This is a genomic window from Amycolatopsis sp. NPDC004747 (assembly GCF_053601335.1).
In genome coordinates this window covers 37749-57543 of the sequence record NZ_JBSGBQ010000007.1, presented here as the reverse complement: position 1 = coordinate 57543, position 19795 = coordinate 37749, and the positions used below count along the sequence as shown (strand labels likewise).

The window sequence follows — 19795 nt, the reverse complement described above, 5'->3', positions numbered from 1 at the left end:
GCTACCGGCCGGCGAGCAGGTCGCCGAGCCCGCCCCGGGCGTCTTCGAGCACCAGCGCTTCGGCCTTCGCCGAGTCGCCGGCGCGGAGCGCCCGGACGAGCGCGCGGTGCATGGCGTAGCGCTTCATCCCGAACGTCTCGTCCACGGTGGCGCGCTCGAGCACCCGCGAGCGCCGTTCGGGGTAGGAGAACACCCGGGTCTGGTCGAGCAGGCGGACGAGCACCGGGTTGCCGGCGCACGCCTCGACGAGGCCGTTGAAGCGCTGCATGGCGTCGAAGAGCCGGCCGATGTGCTTCTCGACGTCCTGGCCGGCCTGGTGGCGCTGCTTGATGAGGATGAGCAGGTCGTCGGCCTCGTCGAGGACGGCGTCGAGGCCGTCCAGCTGCTCGGGGGTCGCGTGTCGGGCGGCGAAGCGGGCGACCATGCCGCGCAGGCCGATCTCCACCTCGGCGAGGTCCTGGATGGCGACGCCGCCGAACATCGCGACCTTGACCGTCCGCGGTCCGGCGCGTTCGAGGAGGCCGTCCTGCTCCAGGCGCCGGATGGCTTCGCGCACCGGTGTCGGGCTGACCGACAGCCGCTCGGCGAACCCGCGCTCGGTGACCTTCTGGCCCGGCCGCAGCTCGCCGGTGGTGATCGCGTCGCGCAGCGCGCGGTACACGCGGTCGGCCAGCGTGTCGGTGGTCAGCGCTTCACCCAGCATGGGGCTTAGTCTACGGCAAATCGGTTTGCAACTCTTGACCATCTTGCTATAGCAAAAGTACGGTGGCGCCATCTCCCACGGAAGGGGCCGACGATGACGTTGACCACCCCGCGCGTCCGCACCGGGCGCATCACGTTCTTCGTGGCACTGGCGGTCTTCGCGCAGGAGTCGACGTGGAACCTCTACGACTCCCAGGTGCCGCCGCTGCTGCGCGAGCACGTGAGCAGCGCCGCGCTCATCGGCGCGCTGATGGGGATGGACAACCTGTTCGGCATCTTCATCCAGCCGTGGATGGGCAACCGCTCGGACGGCACCCGGACGGCGTGGGGCCGGCGCATCCCGTACCTCGTCGCCGGCATGCCGATCGCCGGGCTGCTGTTCGTCCTGATCCCGCACGCGGCGGTTTCGCTGCCGCTGCTGATCCTCACGATGTTCGGCTACGCGCTGGTCGCGAACTCCTTCAAGCCCATCGCCGAGTCGCTGGTCCCGGACTTCATCGCCCCCGAACGGCGCAGCCGGGCCAACGCGGCGGTCAAGATCGCCTCGAGCATCACGGTGATCGTCGCCGCGCTGATCAGCCTGTTCCTCATCGACGACCTCCCGAAGCTGTCCTTCGCGATCCCGGCGGTGCTGATGCTGGCGTCGGTGGCCGTGCTCGCCTGGCGGGTCCGGGACAGCGAGTCCCCGGCCTACCGGGCCGCGCTGGAAGAAGACCGCGCGGGGCACACGGAGAACTCGCCCCGCGTGCGGATGCGGGACGTCCTGCTCGACATCGTCCGCGACGCCGACCGCAGCCGGCTGCTGGTCGTCCTGGCCGTGCTCGCCTTCGGCAGCGCGTGGTTCGCCTCCCGCTCGCTGATCACCAACTACGGCATGGAAGCGCTGGGCATGTCCCGCGGCGACGCCGGCGGGCTCACCCTGCCCAGCGGGCTGGCCTTCATCGCGGCCGCCTACCCGGTGGCGCTGCTCGCCGAACGCTTCGGCCGGCTGCGGGTCATCCTGGCCGGGATGGCCGTGTTCGCCGCGGCGATGGTGCTCGGCACGGTGGTCCGGACGCCGGCCGGCACGGTCACCGCGCTGTGCGCCGGGGCCGCGGGCGCGGCGGCGTTCATCGTCAACATGGCGGTCGTGCTGTGGAACCTCGCGCCCTCGGCGCGGGTGCTCGGCACCTACACCGGGCTCTACACCGTCGGCTGGGCCGGCGGCGGGTTCCTCGGGCCGGCGCTCGTCGGCGGCATGGTCGACGTGACCGGCTGGCCGCTCCTGCTGCTCGACCTCGCGCTCGTCACGGCGGTCGCGGTGCTGCTGGTCGCCCGCGTCGCCGTGCTGCAGCGCCGCCGCTCCGACGGGCGGGCGCTGTGAAGCGGGTCCTGATCACCACCGACTACCTGCGCCCCGGCGACGAGGTCGACGCGTACCTGCGCGGCGCCGGGCTGGCGACCGTGCACGCGCCGATGACCGGCAAGCGCGACCCGGACGACCTGGCCGGTCTGCTGGCCGGGGCCGACGCGGCGCTGGTGGCCAACGAGCCGATGACCGCCGATGTACTGGCCCGCGCGCCGAGGCTGCGCGTCATCGTCCGGACCGGCGTGGGGTACGACTCGATCGACGTGGCGGCCGCGGCGCGGCGGGGGATCAGCGTCAGCAACCTGCCCGGCGTCAACGCGAACGCCGTGGCGGAGTACACCTTCGGCCTGCTGCTCGCCGGGGCCCGGCGGCTGGTGCAGTCGGCGTCCGGGGTGGCGCGGGGGGAGTGGCCGCGCGAGGACGGGCACGAGCTGCGCGGCTCGACGCTCGGGCTGATCGGCTACGGCGCCGCGGCGCGGGCGGTGGTGCCGCTGGCGCGCGCGTTCGGGATGGACGTCGTGTGCACGTCCGGCCTGCGCGGCCCGGACGTCCGGTTCACCGGGCTGCCGGAGCTGTTGTCCACATCGGACTACGTCTCGGTGCACACGGCGCTGACCGAGCGGACCAGGGGACTGCTGGACGCGGCGGCGTTCAAGCTGATGAAGCCGACGGCGTTGCTGGTCAACACCGCGCGCGGCGCGATCGTCGACGAAGACGCGCTCGTCTCGGCGGTCCTGTCCGGTGAGATCGCGGGTGCGGCGCTCGACGTCATGGGCGAAGAGCCGTTGCCCGCGGACAGTCCGCTGCGCGGGGTGCCCGGGATCGTCGTCTATTCGCACCTGGCCGGGCAGACCGCCGAAGCCCGCCGGGCCGCCGGCCTGCGCGGGGCCGAAGAACTGGTCGCGGCCCTCGACGGGCGGGCCCGATTCGTGGTGAACGGAGAGAAGTGAGGGACATGGACAAGGTGCGGGTGCTGGCGCCGAGCGGGATGCTCGGCGCCGGCTGGGACCACGCGACGGTCGAGCGCGGCATCGCCCTGGGTGCCGACGTCATCAGCATCGACGGCGGCTCGACCGACTCGGGCCCGTACTACCTGGGCGCGGCGACGGCGAAGACGACCGCCAAGGCGGTGGCGCGGGACCTGCGCAGCCTGTTCACCGCGGCCGCGGGGGCCGGGATCCCGGTGATCGTGGGCTCGTGCGGGACGAGCGGGACCGACGCCGGCGTCGACTGGGTCGCCGGGATCGCCGCCGACGTGCTCGCCGAACTGGGGCTGGACCTGAAGGTGGCGCGGATCTACAGCGAGCAGGACGCGGCCGGGCTGAAGGAGTACCTCGACCGCATCCACCCGTTGCCGCCGCTGGGACAGCTCGACGCCGAGACGCTCGAGAGCTGCACCCACATCGTCGGCGCGATGGGCCACGAGCCGATCGTCGAGGCGCTGCGCGCGGGCGCGCAGGTGGTGCTGGCCGGCCGCGCGACGGACACCGCGGTGGCGGCGGCGTTCCCGCTGATGAAGGGCATGCCGGCCGGCCCGACCTGGCACGCGGCCAAGATCATCGAGTGCGGCGGCCAGTGCACGGACAACCCGCGTGCGGGCGGCGTCCTGGCGACCATCGACGCCGACGGCTTCACGATCGAGCCGCTCGATCCCGCCTCGGCGTGCACGCCGATCCTGGTGGCCGCGCACATGCTGTACGAAACGGCGGACCCGCATCAGATGCGCGAACCCGACGGCACGCTCGACGTCCGCGAGGCGGAGTACACCGCGGTCGACGACCGGATCGTGCGGGTCACGGGGTCGCAGTTCCACGTCGCGGACCAGTACACGATCAAGCTGGAAGGCGCGCGGATCACCGGCTACGAGACCATGTCGTTCTCGGCGATCCGCGACCCGCTGGTGCTGGCCGACATCGACGAATGGGCGTCGCTGATGCGCACGGTGCTCACCCAGCGCGTCGGGCAGACGCTGGGCCTGTCCGCCGGGGAGTACGCGTTCGACCTGCGGCTCTACGGCCACAACGCGGTGCTGGGCGAGCTGGAACCGGAGAGCGGGCCGCCGCGCGAGGTCGGCGTGATGCTGCTGGTCAGCGCGCCGGACCAGGCGACCGCGACGGCGGTGGCGAAGGTGGCCAACCCGCTGATGCTGCACCTGCCCACGCCGTCGATGGACTACCTGCCGAGCTTCGCGTTCCCCTCGTCCCCGGCGGAGGTCGAGCGCGGCGCGGCGTACGAGTTCGTGCTCAACCACGTCGTCGACTGCGCGCCGCTGGAGCTGTTCCGGATCGAACTGGAGGGGAAGACCCTTGCCTGAAACCACTTTGGCGGACCTGGCCCACGAAGTCCGCTCGAAGAACGCGGGCCCGTTCTGGGTGACGATGGAGCTGTTCATGCGCGACACCGACGGCTACCGCGTCGCGGCGGACGGCGCTTTCTTGAACGAGCGGGTGATCGCGTCGCTCTACCACGTCGACCAGGACACGATCCGGATCTTCCGCATCCCGTCGCTCAACGTGGTGAAGATTTCGTTCCCCCGGCCGGTCAGCCAGGGCTCGCTGAGGGACCGGGACATGCACGCGGGACAGCACCACGTGCCGCTGGCGAGGCTGGTGGTCCCGGCCCCGCCGCTGTGACGGACCCACCGCGGCGGCAGGTTCTCCGGCCTCGCCGCGCGCTAATGGACCGGTTCGCCGGTTCCGCACTGGCTGGGACCGATGCCCGTGATCGCCAATCCGAGCAGGTGGCGAACATCCGCGGTGGCATCCCGCTCGGCTAGCAGCGACATCGCGTTGACCAGCGCCAGCACGTCGGCCACGGTGACGTCCGCGCGCACGTCGCCCGCCGCCTGGGCCGCGCTCAGCAGGGAATCCGCCGCGGCGGCAAGGGTCTGGTGGCCGCAAACCGCCGGGTGGGCGTCTTCGTCCGACGGCGGCAGCAAGGTCATCACCAGCCCGCGGTTCGCCACCGTGTACTCCAGTGCCGCCCGGAGCCAGAGGAAGAGCGCCGGGCCTGGTTCCTGCTCGGCCTTCAACTCGTCGGCGACCGCGGCGACGGCCTCCGTGCGGTCCTGGAACACCGCCTCCGCCAGCTCGCGCCGGGACCGGAAGTGGCGGTGCAGGGTGGCCGATCCGACGCCGGCGTCCTTGGCGATCGCCTCGAGTGAGGCGTCGACGCCGGACTGCCGGAACGCGGTCCCGGCCGCCTGCACGATCCGCTCGCGGCTGCGCCGGGCGTCGGCTCGCAAGGTCTTCATCGCAACTCCGGCTTGATAAGTGGGGTGGCACCCCGTATGTTAGCAGGCGTAAATGGGGGCATGCCCCATTTCTAGCCTGGAGATGTGATGACGGACGTGGTGGTGGTGACCGGGGCGACCGGTCGGCAAGGGGGAGCCGTGGCGCGGCGGCTGCTCGCGGACGGCGTGCCGGTGCGGGCGCTGGTCCGGCGGCCCGAGTCGGACGCGGCGACGGCGCTGGCGGCCGCCGGCGCCGAGCTCGTGACCGGAGATCTGACCGACCGCGCTTCACTGAAGCCGGCGTTGAGGGGTGCCCGGGCGGTGTTTTCGGTCCAGTCGCCGGATCTCGACGACCTGACCTCGAACGTCGAACGGGTCAACGGCCTGAACCTGGTCGAGGCCGCCCAACAGGCCGGCGTCTCGCAGTTCGTGCACTCGTCGGTGGCCGGGCTCGGCAAGTTCCTCCGGCAAGCCGCTCTGGGAAAGGCCGCCGAGTCGGGCAACCCGGGTTACTGGGAGAGCAAGGCCGCGGTGGGTCAGGTGCTGCCGGACGCCGGCTTCACCTCGTGGACCGAGTTCCGGCCGGCGTTCTTCACGTCGAACCTGGTCCGGCCGTCGATCTGGTTCGAGAACCTGACCGGTGCGGCGATCGTCACCGCGGTCGACCCGGACCAGCCGATGGCCGTGGTCGCCGTGCCGGACATCGGCACCGCGGTGGCCGCCGCGTTCGCCGACCCGCTCCGCTTCCACGGGCACGCCATCGGACTGGCCGGCGACGTGCTGTCGCTGAAGGAGATGGCCGCGGCCCTGACCGCGGCCGGCGACCCGGCCCGGGTGGAGTTCGTCACCCCCGAGCAGGGCAAAGCGCGCGGGATGCTGCCGGAGCTGATCGACAACCAGGTGGGGATGAACGGCGCCGGGATCACCGCCGATCCGGCGATCGCAGCCCGCTTCGGCATCCCGATGACCTCCTTCGCCGACTGGGCCAAGGCGCACTTCGGCTGAAGCGCCGGTCTCGTGCCGCAAGTGATCCAGAAGCCCGGAGAGGCAACGAAAATGAAAATCGCCGGATCCACCGCCCTGGTGACCGGGGCCAACCGAGGGATCGGCCGGCACTTCGTCGAACAGCTGCTGGAGTACGGCGCGGGGAAGGTCTACGCCACCGCTCGCCGTCCGGAGGCGATCGACCTCCAGGACGCGCGGGTCACGCCGCTGTACCTCGACTTGCTGGACGAGAAGTCGATCGCGGAGGCGGCCGCCGCGGCGCGGGACGTCACCCTGCTGGTGAACAACGCCGGCATCAGCACCCGGGGCGGCCTCCTGACCGACGACCTGGACCTCCTCCGGCACGAGCTGGAGACCCACCTGTTCGGAACGCTGCGCGTCATCCGCGCGTTCGCCCCGGCCTTGGCCGCCCACGGCGGGGGCGCGATCGTCAACGTCTTGTCCGTGCTCTCGTGGGTCGCCACCGCGGAAGGGTCGGGCACGTACTCGGTGGCCAAGGCGGCGGAGTGGAACATGACCAACGGCGTGCGCGTCGAGCTCGCCGCCCAGGGCACGCTCGTGCAGGGCGTCCACCTCGGAGCCGCGGACACCGACATGATGGCGGGGAGCGACGCACCCAAGACCGACCCCGCGGACGTCGCACGCGCCGCACTCGACGGCGTGCAGCGAGGAGCCGTCGAGGTGCTGGTCGACGACGCCGGCCGCTTCGTCAAATCCGCTCTGTCCGGCGACCCGGCGCAGCTCTACGGCCCGTCCCCGGGCAACTGACCCGGCACCGGGTGCGGTTCGCGGCTCGGTGTCGTGGCGGCGGACGTAGGCGATCCCTCGGCCCAGTTGTCGCTCGGTCACCAGCGTGGTGGGTTGGACCCGTGCGCGGTGGCGGTTGTCGGGGATGCAGGACCACGCCGATGACCGGGGCGCCCGCCCCGGCCGCCCAGAACCCTCGGGAATCGCGGCTGCCGTCCGGCCGGGCGACCTCGATCCCGGCGTGGCCGATACCCTCGGAGGAGCTGTCCGGCAAGCGGTCTCGGCCCGACGTATGAGCCCCTCAGCGCGCGCCAGTCCGCGACGATCGGGATCATGGGTGGATGACCCGTCCGGGAATCGGCGTCGTCGGCCGCCGCCTGGTGCAGTTCCTGCTCGACGAGCTGCTCGTCTTCCTGCCGATGCTGCTGCTGGCGATCGCCGTGGTCTGGCTGTTCCGGCCGCACGGGCCCGGCCTGCTCACGTTCCTGAAGGTCGTCGTCTACGCGATGCTGGTGGTCGACTTCGCGGGGCTGATGTTCGTCACCGTGTGGTGGCCCTACCGGCACGGCGGGCAGACGCCGGCGATGCGCTGGCTGCGCCTGCGGGTCCGGACCCTCGAGGGCGGCCACCCGACGCTGGGCGCGTTCCTCGTCCGCGAGCTGCTGATGGTGGTCGACGGGTTCGCCTGGGGCCTCGCGGGCACCGTGGTGATGCTCGTGACGCGCCGCCGGCAGCGGTTCGGGGACGTCGTGGCGCGCACGGTCGTCGAGCGCGTCCCGCAGCGCCGGAACGACGAGTCAGCGGACGAGGCCGCTTTCCCACGCCCAGATGGCGATTTCGGTGCGGTTGCGGGCCCCCAGCTTGCGCTTGACGGCGCCGATGTGCGTTTTGACCGTGGGCAGCGAAACCACGAGTGAGCGGCAGATCTCGTCGTTGGTCGCGCCGCGCGCCACGGCCTGCACGACGTCCAGTTCCCGGGGCGTGAGCGGGGTTTCGGGCGCGGGCCGGGACGTGCCGCGCGTGAAGTGCGCGAGCAGCCGGGTGGTGATCGCGGGGGAGACGAGCGCCTCGCCGTGCGCGGCCGCGTGCACGGCTTCCACCAGCAGGTTCGGCCCGGCGTCCTTGAGCAGGAACCCGCAGGCCCCGGCGCGCAGGGCCGCGTGCACGTTCTCGTCGAGCCCGAACGTCGTCACCATCACCACGTGCAGCGGGTCCGGGACGTCCGGGCCGGCCAGCAGCTCGGTGGCGCGCAGCCCGTCCACGCCGGGCATCCGGATGTCCATCAGCGTGACGTCGGGCCGCAGCTCGCGGGCCAGCCGCACCGCCTGGTCGCCGTCGGCGGCCTCGCCGACGACCTCGATGTCCGGCTCGCCTTCGAGGATCATCCGAAACCCCGCGCGGACCATCGCCTGGTCGTCGGCGATCAGCACTCGCGTCGGCACCCGCTCTCCCCTCCGCCGCGGTCAGTCCGGCTGCAGCGGCAGCCGCGCGACCACGCGCCAGCGCCGTCCGTCCGCCGGTCCCGCGTGCACCGTACCGCCCACCGCCGCGACCCGCTCCGCCATCCCGAGCAGGCCGTAGCCGCCACGGCGCGCGGGCCGCGCGGCGCCGTCGTTGACCACCTCGAGGCGGACCTCGCCCGGCGGTGCGTGGTGGACGAGCACCCGGACGTCGGTGGCGTCGGGCGCGTGCCGCCGGACGTTGGTGAGCGACTCGGTGAGCAGCCGGTGCGCGGTGGTCACGACCTCCGGCGCGACGGCGAGCTCGCCGAGGTCCGGGCTGACGTCGAGGTGGATCCGGTCGTCGTCGGGCACCGTGCGGTCCACGGCGGTGGCGAGGTCGGTGGGCGGCACGAAGAGGTCTTCTTCGCCGGTCCGCAGCGCCCCGACCAGCCGGCGCATCGCCGAAAGCGCCGTGGCGCCCGCGGTCTCCAGTTCGGCGAACGTCTCGGTGTCGCCGCCGGTGCGTTCGGCGACGCGGTGCGCCGCCTGCACGCGCACGACGATGCCGGTGATCTGGTGCGCCACGAGGTCGTGCAGCTCGCGGGCCAGCCGGAGCCGTTCGGCGGAGCGGAGTTCGAGGACGTCGACGCGGTGGCGGACGTCGGCGTCGCGCAGCACCAGGCCGCCGGCCAGCGCGCCGCCCCAGACCACCGCGGCGCCGGCGGCGTAGAGCGCGGCGGGGGAGCCGGTGCCGTAGCGCAGGATGGGCGCGAGCGTGGCCGCGCAGCCGCCCAGCACGGCCTGGACGGTGGCCGTGCGCGGCGAGAGCCGGTGGCAGGAGGCGCCGACCAGCAGGGCGATCGCGAGGGTTTCGGCGGCGCCGGGTTGCGCCGGGAGCCGCGTGCCCGCGACGGCCAACGCGGCCGCGATCGCCGAGCCCAGCAGGGAAAGCCCGGAGACGGCGGTGGCCAGCCCGGCGACGTGGTCGGGGAAGCGGCGGCGCAGCACGGCGAGCACCGCGACGACCGGGCCGGCCCCCGGCGCGAACTCGACCGCGATGGCGGTGAGCCCACCCTGGCCCGGCACCGCGTGGGCCGCGAAGACCAGGTCGAGCACGACCAGCGCGCCGAGCACGACCGCCTCGGCCACCAGCGGGCCGCGGCGGCCGGTCCACGGAATCCGGTCGGTCACCTGCTCGATGGTGCCGCACCGGGCGGCTCGGTGCCGCGCCCGGGAGCGGAGTTCGTACCTGGGTATGAGGCGACGGCGGCAACCTCGTACCGCCGGTTGATCGCGCCCGCCGCCGGTTCGGCGAGGCTGGCGGGCATGAACCGATTCCTGATGCGAGAGGACAAGGCGGTGGCCGACACCCGGCCGGAGAAGGTCGAGGGGCTGCCGGGCTGGTACTTCGTGCTCGTCGGGCTGCTGGTCGCGAGCAACGACCTGAGCCTCCAGTTCAGCGACCGGTACGGCTGGGTGGTCTACCTGCCGCTCGTGCTCGTCGCGGTGCACCTGACGCTGTGGTTCACGCTGCTGTCGCGGCGCCGCAGGTACCTGCGCGCGATCTGGCGCAGCAAGCAGGCCCTCGTGCTCGTCGCGGTGCTGTTCGCGCTGCGGCTGGGCCTGCAGTTCGGGCTGTCGAAGCTGACCGACAGCGCCGCGCCGCTGCACAGCTACACGCACCTGATCCTCGGCCTCGTGATGCTCGTCGTGACCACCGCCGGCGCCTGGTTCGACCAGTGGCTCATCCTGCGGGTCGTCAACCGGCGGGCGTGACAGCGCTTCCACGGGCCGTCACGGTCAGTGCGCGAAGCCGGTGCCGGCCTGACCCGGGGGTGGCAGCCGGTCCCCGTTTGCCGACGGGGGTGCCCTGCGCCGCTCCGTTTTCGGAACGGATGGAAGGGTGTCGTCCCACCTTGGGTTGACGACGATTCCGGGAAACACCCGGCTCGGGCAGGATTGATCACCGCGGGCAATTCGACGGAAAGGTGATCGTTCGATGAGTGTGACGGCCGAAGACCGGGTGAAGATCATTTTCTCCCTGTTCGACGTGGACCGGAACGGCTACCTCGAGGAGCGCGACTTCTCGGCGATGGCGGCGAACGTGGTGAGTGCGGCCGACGGGTCCGGTGCCACCGCGAAACAGGCGATGGAAAGCGCCTTCAGGCACTATTGGCAGACCCTGGAACGCGAACTGGACTCCGACCGGGACGGCCGGGTGAGCCACGAGGAGTTCACCGCCTGCGTGCTGTCGCCGGAGCGGTTCGGCGCCACCGTCGCCGACTTCGCGGAATCCCTGGCGGCGCTGGGAGATCCCGACGGCGACGGGAAGATCGAACGTCCGGTGTTCGCCGCCCTGATGACGGCCATCGGGTTCGACCGGCCCAACATCGAGGCGCTCTTCGACGCGTTCGGGCCGGACGCCGAAGACCGCATCGAGGTCGGCGTGTGGGCCGAGGGGATCAAGGACTACTACGACCCGGGCAAGGTCGGCATCGCGGGCGACCACCTCGTCGCGAACGCCGCCGGCTGAATGGGCGCCCCTCGTGCGCGACCGGCCGTCGGACTGGCGGTCGGCCGCGGAACCGGACCGGAACTGGCTGACGTCTTCAGCGCCGCGCTGGACCGGATCGGCGGGCTGTTCTCGACGGAAATCGGAATCACCCGTTCGGCCCGTGCGTACCATTCCTATTTTTCGCTGCAAGGCGAAGGCGGCGCCGAGGACGTCCGCCGGATCACCCACGACGACGCGGAGCACTACGAACGGTTCTGCCGCGAACAGGCCCGGGCGGGTGTCACCGCGGTCTTCCGCACGGCGATGAACGCGCAGTCGCTGTACCTGGTCCGCGAGCGGCTGGAGGCGGTCAAGGTCGATGCGGTGACGCCGTCGCTGCTGATGGTCCGCGACCAGATGCAGGGCTTCTACACCGGCGAGAACCGGCACGGGCCCGGAACGGTGACCCGCACGACGGTCTTCACCCGGGAGCTCACCGAAAAGGTCATCGTGTTCGCGCTGCGCCGCGCCTGGACGCAGTGGCCGGGCGCCGGGCCCGACCGGATCGTCCTGGCGTACAAGTTCCACCTGCTCGACGGCGCGTTCGGGGCGTGGGTGGCGGAGATCGCGCAGCGCCACGGCGTCCGCGTCGAGCTGTGCCAGCCGGACACCGTGAACCGGAACCTGATCGAACACGGGTTGCGCGGGCGGACGCTGGTGGTGGCGGGCAACGAGTGGGGCGACGTCATGCACGTGGTGCTGCTCGACCGGTTCGGCGACGCGCGCCAGGAGGACCGGTGCACCGAGAACGTGCACCTGCACCCGGACGTGGCCGGCCTGGTCGAGTACCAGACCGTGCACGGGTCGGCCGACGACCTGGCCGGCACGGGCCGGGTCAACCCGACCGCGACCCTGCGGGCCGCGGCGGCGATCGCGGAGCGGCACGCGGGCTGCCCGGGTGCGATCGCCGCGCTCGAAGACGCCCTGCGAGCGGCCCGGAGCCGCGGTGTGGGCACCCCGGACACCGGTGGTGCGCACTCGACGGACGAGGTCGTCGCGGCGGTCCTGGCGGAGCTGGGACCGGCCGCCGATCGGCTCCCGGCGGCCGGCGCGTGAGGTCGGCGCTGGTCGTGGTGGATCTGCAGAACGACTTCTGCGCCGGGCCGGTGGCGGCGGCCCGGCACGGTGACCCGGCGAAGCCGGCGCGGGTCGCGGCGAACGCGGCGCGCGCGGTCGACCTCGCGCGGGAGGCCGGCGTCGAGGTCGTCTTCGTGCGGTTCGCCGGGGACATCGGGTTCCAGCGGCCGAGCTGGCGGCGCCGCGACCGGCTCCTCGGCAAGCGGCCGAAGTGCCGGGAAGGCACCTGGGGTGCGGAGTTCCACCGGGTGGTGCCGTCGGTGGGCGAACGCGTCTTCACCAAACACGCGTGCTTCGACGCGTTCCTCGTCGACGGCTTCGGCCGGTACCTGCGCGACCGGGCGATCGGGCACCTCGTGTTCGCCGGCGTCTACGCCGACGTGTGCGTGGACTCGACGGCGCGGACCGCGTTCCAGCTGGGCTTCCACCTCACGATCCTCACCGACTGCACGACGGCGCTGCACCGCGACGACGAGGAGGCGGTGCGGTTCATGGAGGTCGTCTACGGGGCCCGGACCGCCACGCACGACCGGACGGCGGGCTGGACGCACTTCCCCGAGGAGGAGGACGGGTGGACACCACCGCAGGCGTCGAGCGCGGAGTCGGCCGGACCGCGCTGATGGTCGCCGCGGCGCGCGCGATCGAGGCGACGCGCCCGGATTCGCTGGCGCAGGACCGGTTCGCGCGGCACTTCGTGCACGCCGCGGCGCCCTCGGGCCGGTGGCCGGTGCGCTGGAGCGACGTACCCGGCGGGACGGCGAACCCGCTTTGGGGTCGCCTGGGCCGGTACCTCGGTCTGCGCACCCGGGTGCTGGACGATTTCCTGCTCGGCGTCACGCGCGACGGCGCCCGGCAGGTGGTGCTGCTGGGCGCGGGACTGGACACGCGGGCGTTCCGGCTCGGCTGGCCGCCCGGTTGCCGGGTCTTCGAGCTGGACCGCCCCGGCGTGCTGGCGTTCAAGCAGGACGTCCTCGACGACGTGGGGGCGCGGGCGGAGGCGGCCCGGGTGACCGTGGCGGTGGACTTGGGCGACGACTGGGCGGGACCGCTGCGCGAGGCCGGGTTCGACCCGGATCGCCCGGCCGCGTGGCTGGCGGAAGGCCTGTTCCTCTACCTGCCCGCGGACGTCGAGCGCCGGCTCGTCGAGACGGTCGACGGGCTGGCGGCGCCGGGGAGCGCGTGCGCGTTCGAGGCCAAGTTCTGGCACGAGACGCCGGCGGTCCGCGCCGGACCGGTCTACCGCGCGGCGCGCGAACAGATCGGGGTGGATCTGACAGCGCTGTTCGACGCCGCACCCCGCCCGGACTCCGCGGGGGCGCTGCGAGCACGGGGCTGGTCGACGTCGGTGCGCACGCCGTTCGAGTTCTCGGCGGAGTTCGGCGCCGGTCTGGATCCGGTGCCGGACGACGCGTTGGCGAGCAACCGGTGGGTCTTCGCGACGAGGTGAGCACGCCGGGACCCGGTGATCACCCCTTCGGCTGATCACCGGGTCCGAACCAGCGACCGCGCTCGCCAAGCTTGATCAACTGTGCTTCGTTGATCCAGTGCCTCCGTCTCGCCTCGCCCACGTCCTGACCGGCTTGGTCGTCTCCGCGGGCGTTGCGGTGCTCGCGGTGGCCGAACCGGCGGTCGGCCGGGTTGCGCGGTCTTCGGCGCCCGCCTCCGCGGCCCTCGTCCGCTTGGCGGTATCGCCGGTGGGGGCGCTCGGTCTCGAGGCCTACACCGGCCGGTACGGCGTCGCGGAGTCATCAGGTCCCGGACAGGTCGACAACGGCGACTTCGGCGACCCCGACGGGATGCTGCGCCGGATCGGCGTCGCCACCAAGGAGACCCGGACCGCCGCCGACCCGGCCAAGAACTGGGCGCAGGCTCAGCTGACGGCGCTGGAGGTGAAGCTCGGGCGGAAGCCGTTCCTCAAGGTGGCTTCGCTCGATTCCTATGCCGAATGCGTGCCGCCGCCGGTGGGCCCGTGGGCGCTGGCGTACCACCGCATGAACGGCGGCGCGATCGAGGTGCTCGGGCACATCGTGCGGCCGGGCCGGACCGAGCTCAGCGTGACCGGAGCCGAGCTGGGAGCGCGCGAGGTCGGCAAGAGCACGCTGACGGTCGTGGTGACGCCGTTCCAGGACCCGTCCGCGCAGAGCCGCCAGGGCTACGCCCGGGCCTGGTTGGACATCGACGTCACCGCGTCGCTGAAGGACCACGACGGCAAGCCGGTGTACGACGGGCCGTTGACGTCGGTGCGGCTCGGAGAAGCCGAGGCGCACTGCGAGCCCCGGCCGCCGACGACCACCCCGGTCACCTCGACCACGTCGAAGACGACCACGCGGACCACGTCCTCCACACCGACCTCGACCTCCACCTCGACCTCCACCTCGGCTTCGACCTCGGCTTCGACCTCGGCTTCGACCTCGACCTCGGCTTCGACCTCGACCTCGGCTTCGACCTCGACCTCGGCTTCGACCTCCACTCCGGCTTCGACCTCAGTGACGACCGCGCCTTCCAGCGCCACCGTGACGCCGGCGACCACGTCACGTACTCCGGCCGGCTCTCCGGTTCCCGGCTCGCCCGGCAGCCCGCCGGCGACGGGCAGCCTCGCCGGAACCGGCATCGGTGCCCTGCCCGCCCAGGCGGCCGTGCTGCTGGTCCTGTTCGGGGCCGGCCTGACCCTGCTCGCCGTGGCGCGGCGACGAGGTAGCCGCTGACCTGAGGTCAGGTCCCTTGCCCGGCGAGGTAGCACGGCCGCCGCGGCCGTCACCGTGAGCCGTCCGGAAGCCGGCGGCTCAGCGCGTGAACCCGGCGCTCATCCCGTTGCCGGTTCAGCCAGGTACCACGCCACCGGCCCCAAGGTCAGCATTCCGCTCGCCGCGCCGGCGTCTTCCCCCGCGGCGGGACGCAAGCGTTCCGCGGCGACGGCCGCGATGCCGCGTTCGCCGAGGCTCGCCGCGGCGTGGGCGGTCAGGCACCACATCGCCTCCTGCAGGTGGTCCGGCGCGGGTTCGGGCGCCGCCGCGAGGGCGGCGCGCGCTTCTTCGCGTCTGCCTTGGGCGAGCAACACATGCGGCTCGGTCCACGGGCGGTACCGGCCCCAGTCGAGGTGCGGGTCGGTGGGCGCGGCCCGATCGTGCAGCAAGCGCAATCCGAGCAACGCCAGGGGGAACAGGCCGCGGTGCAGCCCCGGCATCCCCGCCGTCCGGAGGGCGTCTTCGGCGGCGCGGTACTGCGCCGCCGCCGCGGCGGGGGCGGGGCCGCCGGGTTCCGTGCTGCGGGCGGCGGTCACCCGGGCCCGGAACCACGCGGTGAGGACCGCGACCAACGGCGATTCGGCGGTGGCGGCGAGCTGTTCGGCCGCGGCGGCGTGCTCGGTCGCGGTGGCGAGGTCGCCGACGGCCGAGGCGGACTGCAGGCGGATGAGCCGGCCGAGGACGGCGAAGGCGGGCAGCTCGTGCCGCGTCGCCACGTCGAGGATTTCGGCGCCGATCCGGCCCCGGGCGGCCGCCAGCCCGGGGCGGGTGAAGGAGTGCAGGAACACCCCGTTGAGCGCGAACGCCAGCAGCGCGGGATCGCCGAGGCCGCGGGCCAGTGCTTCGGCCTCTTCGGCGGCCTGATGGGCGCGTTTCCGCTCGGCGCCGGTGAGATCGCCGCTCCGGCTCTCGACGGCGACCGTCGCCAGGAGGCGCGCTCTCAGGTCGGGCGGGCTGTCGGGACCGAGGGCGAAGAGCGTGCGCTCGGCCGCCTCCACGACGGCGCGTGACTGTTCGCGGTCGTCGGCCCGGCTCCAGATCGCGGGCACGTCGTAGGCGCCGATGATCCGTGCGGTCAGGAGCAGGTCGCCGGTGCGTTCGGCCGCCTGGATCGCGCCCAGGCGGTCGCGTCGCGAGTGGACGAGGGCGTCGCCTCCGGCCAGTGCGAGGGTGCGCGCGAGGTCCATTGTGGTGCGTGGACCGAACCGCGCGCCGGCAGCGGGCCGGGCGGCGCCGGTCCCGGTCAGGATTTCGGTCTCCAGCTGCTGGAGCTCGGTCCCGGGGTCGAGCCCGAGCTGGTCGACGAGCATCGCGCGGGCGCGGCGGAGAGCCGCCAGCGCGTCGGCCTGCCGTCCGGCGCGGTGCAGGGCGCGGGCCAGCAGTCCCCAGGCCGGCTCGCGCCACGGGTGCCCGGCGACGTGGGCGCCGAGTTCGGCCACGAGGTCACCACCCTCGCCCGAGTCGAGCAGGACCCGGGCGCGCAGCTCCACGGCCGTCAGCCTCAGCTCCTCCAGCCGGGTCCGCTCGCGCTCGGCCCAGGCGGAGTCAGGCACGTCGGCGTACGCGGTTCCTCGCCAGGCCGCCAAAGCCGCGCTGAGGTCGGTCACAGCGCCCGGAGACCGCCGGGTTCGTTCCAGGGCGTCCTCGAACCGGTGGACGTCGACGTCCTCGCGCGGCAGGCGCAGTGCGTAGCCGGGCCCTTCGGTCACGATCACCCGGGGCGGGGTCCGGGGCGCCCGGCCGGGTTCGAGCGCGCGGCGCAGGGCGGCGACGAACGTGCGCAGCGCGCCCACCGCGCGCGCGGGCGGGTCGGTCCACAGGTCGCCGACGAGGGTGTCGGTGGTGACCATCCGCCCCTCGGCCGCCACGAGCCGGGCGAGCACCTCGCGATGGCGGGGCCCGCCCAGGTCGACCGGGCTCCCGTCGTCGCGCAGCGCCCGCACGGCACCCAGCACGTCGATTCGCATGCCCTCATCATCACCGGTCGCGCGCCCGCCGCGCCCCTCGTGCTGATCGGTTGCTGATCGGCGGCGGCCAGTCTGGCCTGGTCGGTTCCCCAGCAGAAAGACGGCTTCCATGACTCCCACCATCCGCGGCTTCGACCACGTCCGCCTGCCCGGCGCCGGCGGCGTGGAACTGGCGGCCGCCGTCGGCGGCAGCGGCGACCCGGTCGTGCTGCTGCACGGCTTCCCGCAGACCCACCTGATGTGGCGCCACGTCGCCGCGCGCCTCGCCGGCGAGCACACGGTGATCTGCCCCGACCTGCGCGGCTACGGCGCCAGCGACAAGCCGGCGGCCGGCGACCGCAGCGTGTACGCCAAGCGCACCATGGCCGAGGACGTGGTGCAGCTGGCGGCGGCGCTCGGCCACGAACGCTTCGCCCTCGTCGGGCACGACCGGGGCGCCCTGGTCGCCTTCCGGGCCGGCCTCGACCACCCCGAGGCCGTCACCCACCTGGGCATCCTCGACGTCGTGCCGACGCTCGACATGTGGCACGTCCTGCACGGCGTCCCGGCGGCGGTCGGCTACCACCTGTTCCTCATGGCCCAGCCGCCGGGCCTGCCCGAGACGATGATCGCGGCCAGCGCGGACGCGTTCTTCGGTTCGTTCCTCGACGCCTGGGCCAACGACCCGGCGGCGATCCCGGACGAGGTGCGGGCGGAGTACCTGCGGGCGAGCGCCGCCGCGGTGCCGTCGATCGTCGCGGACTACCGCGCCTCGGCGGACATCGACGTCGAACACGACCAAGCCGACCTCGACGCCGGCTCGCAGCTGGCCATGCCCGTGACGGTCGTCCAGCAGGACTGGGGCGCGCAGCTGGGCTACGACGCCGCCGGCGTGTGGAAGGCGTGGGCGCCCGATCTCGACCACCGGCTGACCCGGGCCGGGCACTTCATGGCCGAGGAAGCACCCGGCGAAATCGCGGCCGCGATCCAGGACCTGCTGGCTCGCTGACCTCGGCCCGGTGGCGGCCGGCCGGCCCGCGCGGCGGCCGGCCGCCACCGGGCAAAGGTGGTATCGACGGGTCCTGGTAGCCCCGTCGCGCGAAGATCATGATGAAACCGTGGAACGGAACGAACTCGCGGGCTTCCTCCGGCGCCGGCGTGCGCTGCTCCAGCCGGAACACGTCGGAATCCCGGCCGGCGGACGGCGCCGGACCCCGGGGCTTCGCCGGTTCGAGCTGGCCCAGCTCGCCGGCATGTCACCGGACTACTACGCCCGGCTCGAGCAGGGCCGCGGCCCGCAGCCGTCGATCGCGCTGCTCACCGCGCTGGCTCGCGCGCTGCGGCTGACGATCGACGAACGCGACCACCTCTTCCGCCTCGCCGGTCACCACGCGCCGCCCCGAGCGGGTGGTGACGAGCTCGTCGGCCGCGGCCTCGCGCGGCTGCTGGACGGACTGGCGGGCCTGCCTGCGCTGGTCGCCACCGACCTGAACGTCGTGCTCGCGCAGAACCCGATGGCCGAGGCGCTGCTGGGCGAGCAGACCCGGTTCCGCGGCTTCGCCCGCAGCTGCACCTACCGGTGGTTCACCGAACCGGGCCTGCGCAGGCGTCACCCCACCGAAGACCACGAGCACGAAAGCCGGGCGCAGGTGGACGACCTGCGGGCGACCATCGCCGCGCGCCCCGCCGATCCCGCGGCGGTGACACTGGTCGAGGCCCTGCGAGCCGAGAGCGCGGAGTTCGCCGGCCTCTGGGCCCGGCACGACGTCGCGGTCCGGCGCAGCGACCGCAAGCGCCTCCTGCACCCCGCGGTCGGTCTCCTCGAGCTCGACTTCGACGTCCTGGCCACCGGCCGGCAGGACCGGCGCCTGATCGTGTACTCACCGGCGCCGGGCACCGCCGCGGCCTCCCGGCTGGAGCTGCTGGCCGTGCTCGGCCGGGAACTGCTCACCCCGTGACCGCCCGCCCTGACCAAAGGAAGCCATGTCCTCGCTTCGACCCCCCGATCTGCGGCGCACCGCCACGCTCGGCCTCGCCGCGCTGCTCGTCGCCGGTGCCGCCGCCCCGGCCGCGCTCGCGGCCCCGGCGCACCGTCTCGCCGGTACCCACCTGGGTGAGGTGCGGGTCATCGCCCGCTTCGACCGGTCCGCGGGCCAGGCCGCCGAGAGCATCGCCCCGGAGCCCGGCGGCGGCGCGGTCATCGGCATGATCCCCGCGCGCCAGGTGGTGCGGGTCGGGCCGGACGGGGCGGTCCGGGTGCTGGTCACCATGCCGCTGCCGCCCGGCGGTGGCGGAACCACGCCGATCGTCGGGATACCCGTGGTCACCGGGGTCGCCCGGTCGGACCGCGGCAACGTGTACTTCCTCTACTCCGCGGGGCAGGGCGGGCTGACCGGGATCTGGGAGGTCCGTCCCTCCGGTGCGCCCCGGCTCGTCGTGCGGCTGCCCGCCGACGCGATGCCGAACGCCTTGGTCATCGACGGCGCCCGGGACCGGTTCCTGGTCACGGACTCCGCCGTCGGGCGCATCTGGCAGGCCCCGCTGGCCGGCGGGGCGGCGTCGGTGTGGTCGGCGGACCCGGCCCTGGCGCCCGACGGCTTCTTCGGGGCCAACGGCCTGAAGGTCCACGACGGCGCCGTGTGGGCGAGCAACTCCGACCGCGGCACCCTCGTCCGCATCCCGGTGGTGGCGGGCGGTGGCGCGGGCCGGGCGCAGGTCCGGGCGACCGGGCTGGCCGGCGTCGACGACTTCGACTTCACCGGCCGGGGCACCGAGATCCTCGCCGCGATCAACCAGGCCGGCGAGCTCGTGCGCGTCGGACCGGACGGCACCCGGGAGACCCTGCTCGACAAGGACGACGGCATGGAAGGGACCACCGCCGTCGTCGTTCGAGGGAACCGGGTCTACGTCACCAACGGCGCCAACCTGGCCGGGGACAACCCGGACCTCCTGCTCGCGCGGCTGCGGCACTGAAGCCGGCGCCGGGCGGAGGTGGCTG

At 73.4% G+C, this 19795-nt stretch carries 21 protein-coding genes; 16 read left to right on the top strand and 5 right to left on the bottom strand.

The features are described from left to right. Nucleotide 1 precedes the first annotated feature (1 nt). The gene (locus tag ACWEGE_RS13220; protein WP_449660665.1) at nt 2-703 is read right to left on the bottom strand and encodes a GntR family transcriptional regulator; all 702 of its coding nucleotides are present in this window, start codon (nt 701-703) and stop codon (nt 2-4) included. A 93-nt stretch (nt 704-796) separates the two neighbouring features. Here ACWEGE_RS13220 and ACWEGE_RS13215 point away from each other — a divergent pair, with 93 nt between their 5' ends. Genes ACWEGE_RS13215 through ACWEGE_RS13200 form a run of 4 tightly spaced genes read left to right on the top strand, consistent with a single transcriptional unit; the run spans nt 797 to nt 4683 of the window. Further along, the gene (locus tag ACWEGE_RS13215) at nt 797-2065 is read left to right on the top strand and encodes an MFS transporter (RefSeq protein ID WP_449660664.1); all 1269 of its coding nucleotides are present in this window, start codon (nt 797-799) and stop codon (nt 2063-2065) included. After that, nucleotides 2062-3000, top strand: coding sequence for a phosphoglycerate dehydrogenase (locus ACWEGE_RS13210; RefSeq protein WP_449660663.1), 939 nt, complete (start codon nt 2062-2064; stop codon nt 2998-3000). Before ACWEGE_RS13215 ends, ACWEGE_RS13210 begins: the two co-directional genes overlap by 4 nt. A gap of 5 nt (nt 3001-3005) precedes the next feature. After that, nucleotides 3006-4364: an acyclic terpene utilization AtuA family protein gene (locus ACWEGE_RS13205; protein ID WP_449660662.1), complete on the top strand. Its 1359-nt coding sequence runs from the start codon at nt 3006-3008 to the stop codon at nt 4362-4364. After that, nucleotides 4357-4683: a DUF4387 domain-containing protein gene (locus ACWEGE_RS13200; RefSeq protein ID WP_449660661.1), complete on the top strand. Its 327-nt coding sequence runs from the start codon at nt 4357-4359 to the stop codon at nt 4681-4683. The genes ACWEGE_RS13205 and ACWEGE_RS13200 overlap by 8 nt, the downstream gene beginning before the upstream one ends. A 41-nt stretch (nt 4684-4724) precedes the next feature. Here ACWEGE_RS13200 and ACWEGE_RS13195 read toward each other — a convergent pair whose 3' ends face one another. Continuing rightward, a complete protein-coding gene (locus ACWEGE_RS13195) occupies nt 4725-5303 on the bottom strand; it encodes a TetR/AcrR family transcriptional regulator (protein ID WP_449660660.1) in 579 nt (192 codons plus the stop codon). An 87-nt stretch (nt 5304-5390) separates the two neighbouring features. On the opposite strand from ACWEGE_RS13195, the gene ACWEGE_RS13190 reads away from it, so the two are divergent. The 3 genes from ACWEGE_RS13190 to ACWEGE_RS13180 all read left to right on the top strand — a co-directional run bounded on the left by ACWEGE_RS13190 (nt 5391) and on the right by ACWEGE_RS13180 (nt 7951). Continuing rightward, a complete protein-coding gene (locus ACWEGE_RS13190; RefSeq protein WP_449660659.1) occupies nt 5391-6287 on the top strand; it encodes an SDR family NAD(P)-dependent oxidoreductase in 897 nt (298 codons plus the stop codon). A 51-nt stretch (nt 6288-6338) separates the two neighbouring features. Continuing rightward, on the top strand, nt 6339-7055 hold the full coding sequence (locus ACWEGE_RS13185; RefSeq protein ID WP_449660658.1) for an SDR family oxidoreductase: 717 nt from the start codon (nt 6339-6341) through the stop codon (nt 7053-7055). A 320-nt stretch (nt 7056-7375) separates the two neighbouring features. Further along, complete coding sequence (locus ACWEGE_RS13180) at nt 7376-7951, top strand: RDD family protein (RefSeq protein WP_449660657.1); 576 nt, start codon at nt 7376-7378, stop codon at nt 7949-7951. Here ACWEGE_RS13180 and ACWEGE_RS13175 read toward each other — a convergent pair. Next, the gene (locus ACWEGE_RS13175) at nt 7832-8476 is read right to left on the bottom strand and encodes a response regulator (protein WP_449660656.1); all 645 of its coding nucleotides are present in this window, start codon (nt 8474-8476) and stop codon (nt 7832-7834) included. The two genes, ACWEGE_RS13180 and ACWEGE_RS13175, sit on opposite strands and share 120 nt — an antisense overlap. Nucleotides 8477-8497: 21 nt before the next feature. Next, nucleotides 8498-9667 carry a sensor histidine kinase gene (locus ACWEGE_RS13170; RefSeq protein WP_449660655.1) on the bottom strand — a complete coding sequence of 390 codons (1170 nt, stop codon included), beginning with the start codon at nt 9665-9667 and terminating at the stop codon, nt 8498-8500. Between the two features lie 135 nt (nt 9668-9802). Between ACWEGE_RS13170 and ACWEGE_RS13165 the strand changes: the two genes are divergently transcribed. The 6 genes from ACWEGE_RS13165 (at nt 9803) to ACWEGE_RS13140 (ending at nt 14812) form a co-directional block, all read left to right on the top strand. After that, nucleotides 9803-10252, top strand: a complete 450-nt coding sequence (locus ACWEGE_RS13165; RefSeq protein WP_449660654.1) for a hypothetical protein — start codon at nt 9803-9805, stop codon at nt 10250-10252. 223 nt (nt 10253-10475) lie between these two features. Next, nucleotides 10476-11009: an EF-hand domain-containing protein gene (locus ACWEGE_RS13160; protein WP_449660653.1), complete on the top strand. Its 534-nt coding sequence runs from the start codon at nt 10476-10478 to the stop codon at nt 11007-11009. Further along, complete coding sequence (locus tag ACWEGE_RS13155) at nt 11010-12086, top strand: isocitrate/isopropylmalate family dehydrogenase (protein ID WP_449660652.1); 1077 nt, start codon at nt 11010-11012, stop codon at nt 12084-12086. It begins immediately after the preceding gene. Further along, nucleotides 12083-12727, top strand: a complete 645-nt coding sequence (locus ACWEGE_RS13150) for a cysteine hydrolase family protein (protein WP_449660651.1) — start codon at nt 12083-12085, stop codon at nt 12725-12727. The genes ACWEGE_RS13155 and ACWEGE_RS13150 overlap by 4 nt, the downstream gene beginning before the upstream one ends. After that, the gene (locus ACWEGE_RS13145; protein ID WP_449660650.1) at nt 12679-13554 is read left to right on the top strand and encodes an SAM-dependent methyltransferase; all 876 of its coding nucleotides are present in this window, start codon (nt 12679-12681) and stop codon (nt 13552-13554) included. The genes ACWEGE_RS13150 and ACWEGE_RS13145 overlap by 49 nt, the downstream gene beginning before the upstream one ends. 97 nt (nt 13555-13651) lie before the next feature. Continuing rightward, nucleotides 13652-14812: a hypothetical protein gene (locus tag ACWEGE_RS13140; protein WP_449660649.1), complete on the top strand. Its 1161-nt coding sequence runs from the start codon at nt 13652-13654 to the stop codon at nt 14810-14812. A gap of 98 nt (nt 14813-14910) precedes the next feature. Here the strand turns inward: ACWEGE_RS13140 and ACWEGE_RS13135 are convergent, their stop codons facing one another. Further along, entirely contained in the window at nt 14911-16818 is a 1908-nt protein-coding gene (locus ACWEGE_RS13135) for a BTAD domain-containing putative transcriptional regulator (protein WP_449660648.1), read from the bottom strand. Nucleotides 16819-16927: 109 nt separating this feature from the next. Between ACWEGE_RS13135 and ACWEGE_RS13130 the strand changes: the two genes are divergently transcribed. From ACWEGE_RS13130 to ACWEGE_RS13120, 3 genes are all read left to right on the top strand, one after another. After that, nucleotides 16928-17806, top strand: coding sequence for an alpha/beta fold hydrolase (locus ACWEGE_RS13130; protein ID WP_449660647.1), 879 nt, complete (start codon nt 16928-16930; stop codon nt 17804-17806). Nucleotides 17807-17915: 109 nt separating this feature from the next. Further along, nucleotides 17916-18755 carry an MmyB family transcriptional regulator gene (locus ACWEGE_RS13125; protein WP_449660646.1) on the top strand — a complete coding sequence of 280 codons (840 nt, stop codon included), beginning with the start codon at nt 17916-17918 and terminating at the stop codon, nt 18753-18755. Nucleotides 18756-18780: 25 nt separating this feature from the next. Further along, on the top strand, nt 18781-19770 hold the full coding sequence (locus ACWEGE_RS13120) for a hypothetical protein (RefSeq protein WP_449660645.1): 990 nt from the start codon (nt 18781-18783) through the stop codon (nt 19768-19770). Nucleotides 19771-19795 lie beyond the last annotated feature (25 nt).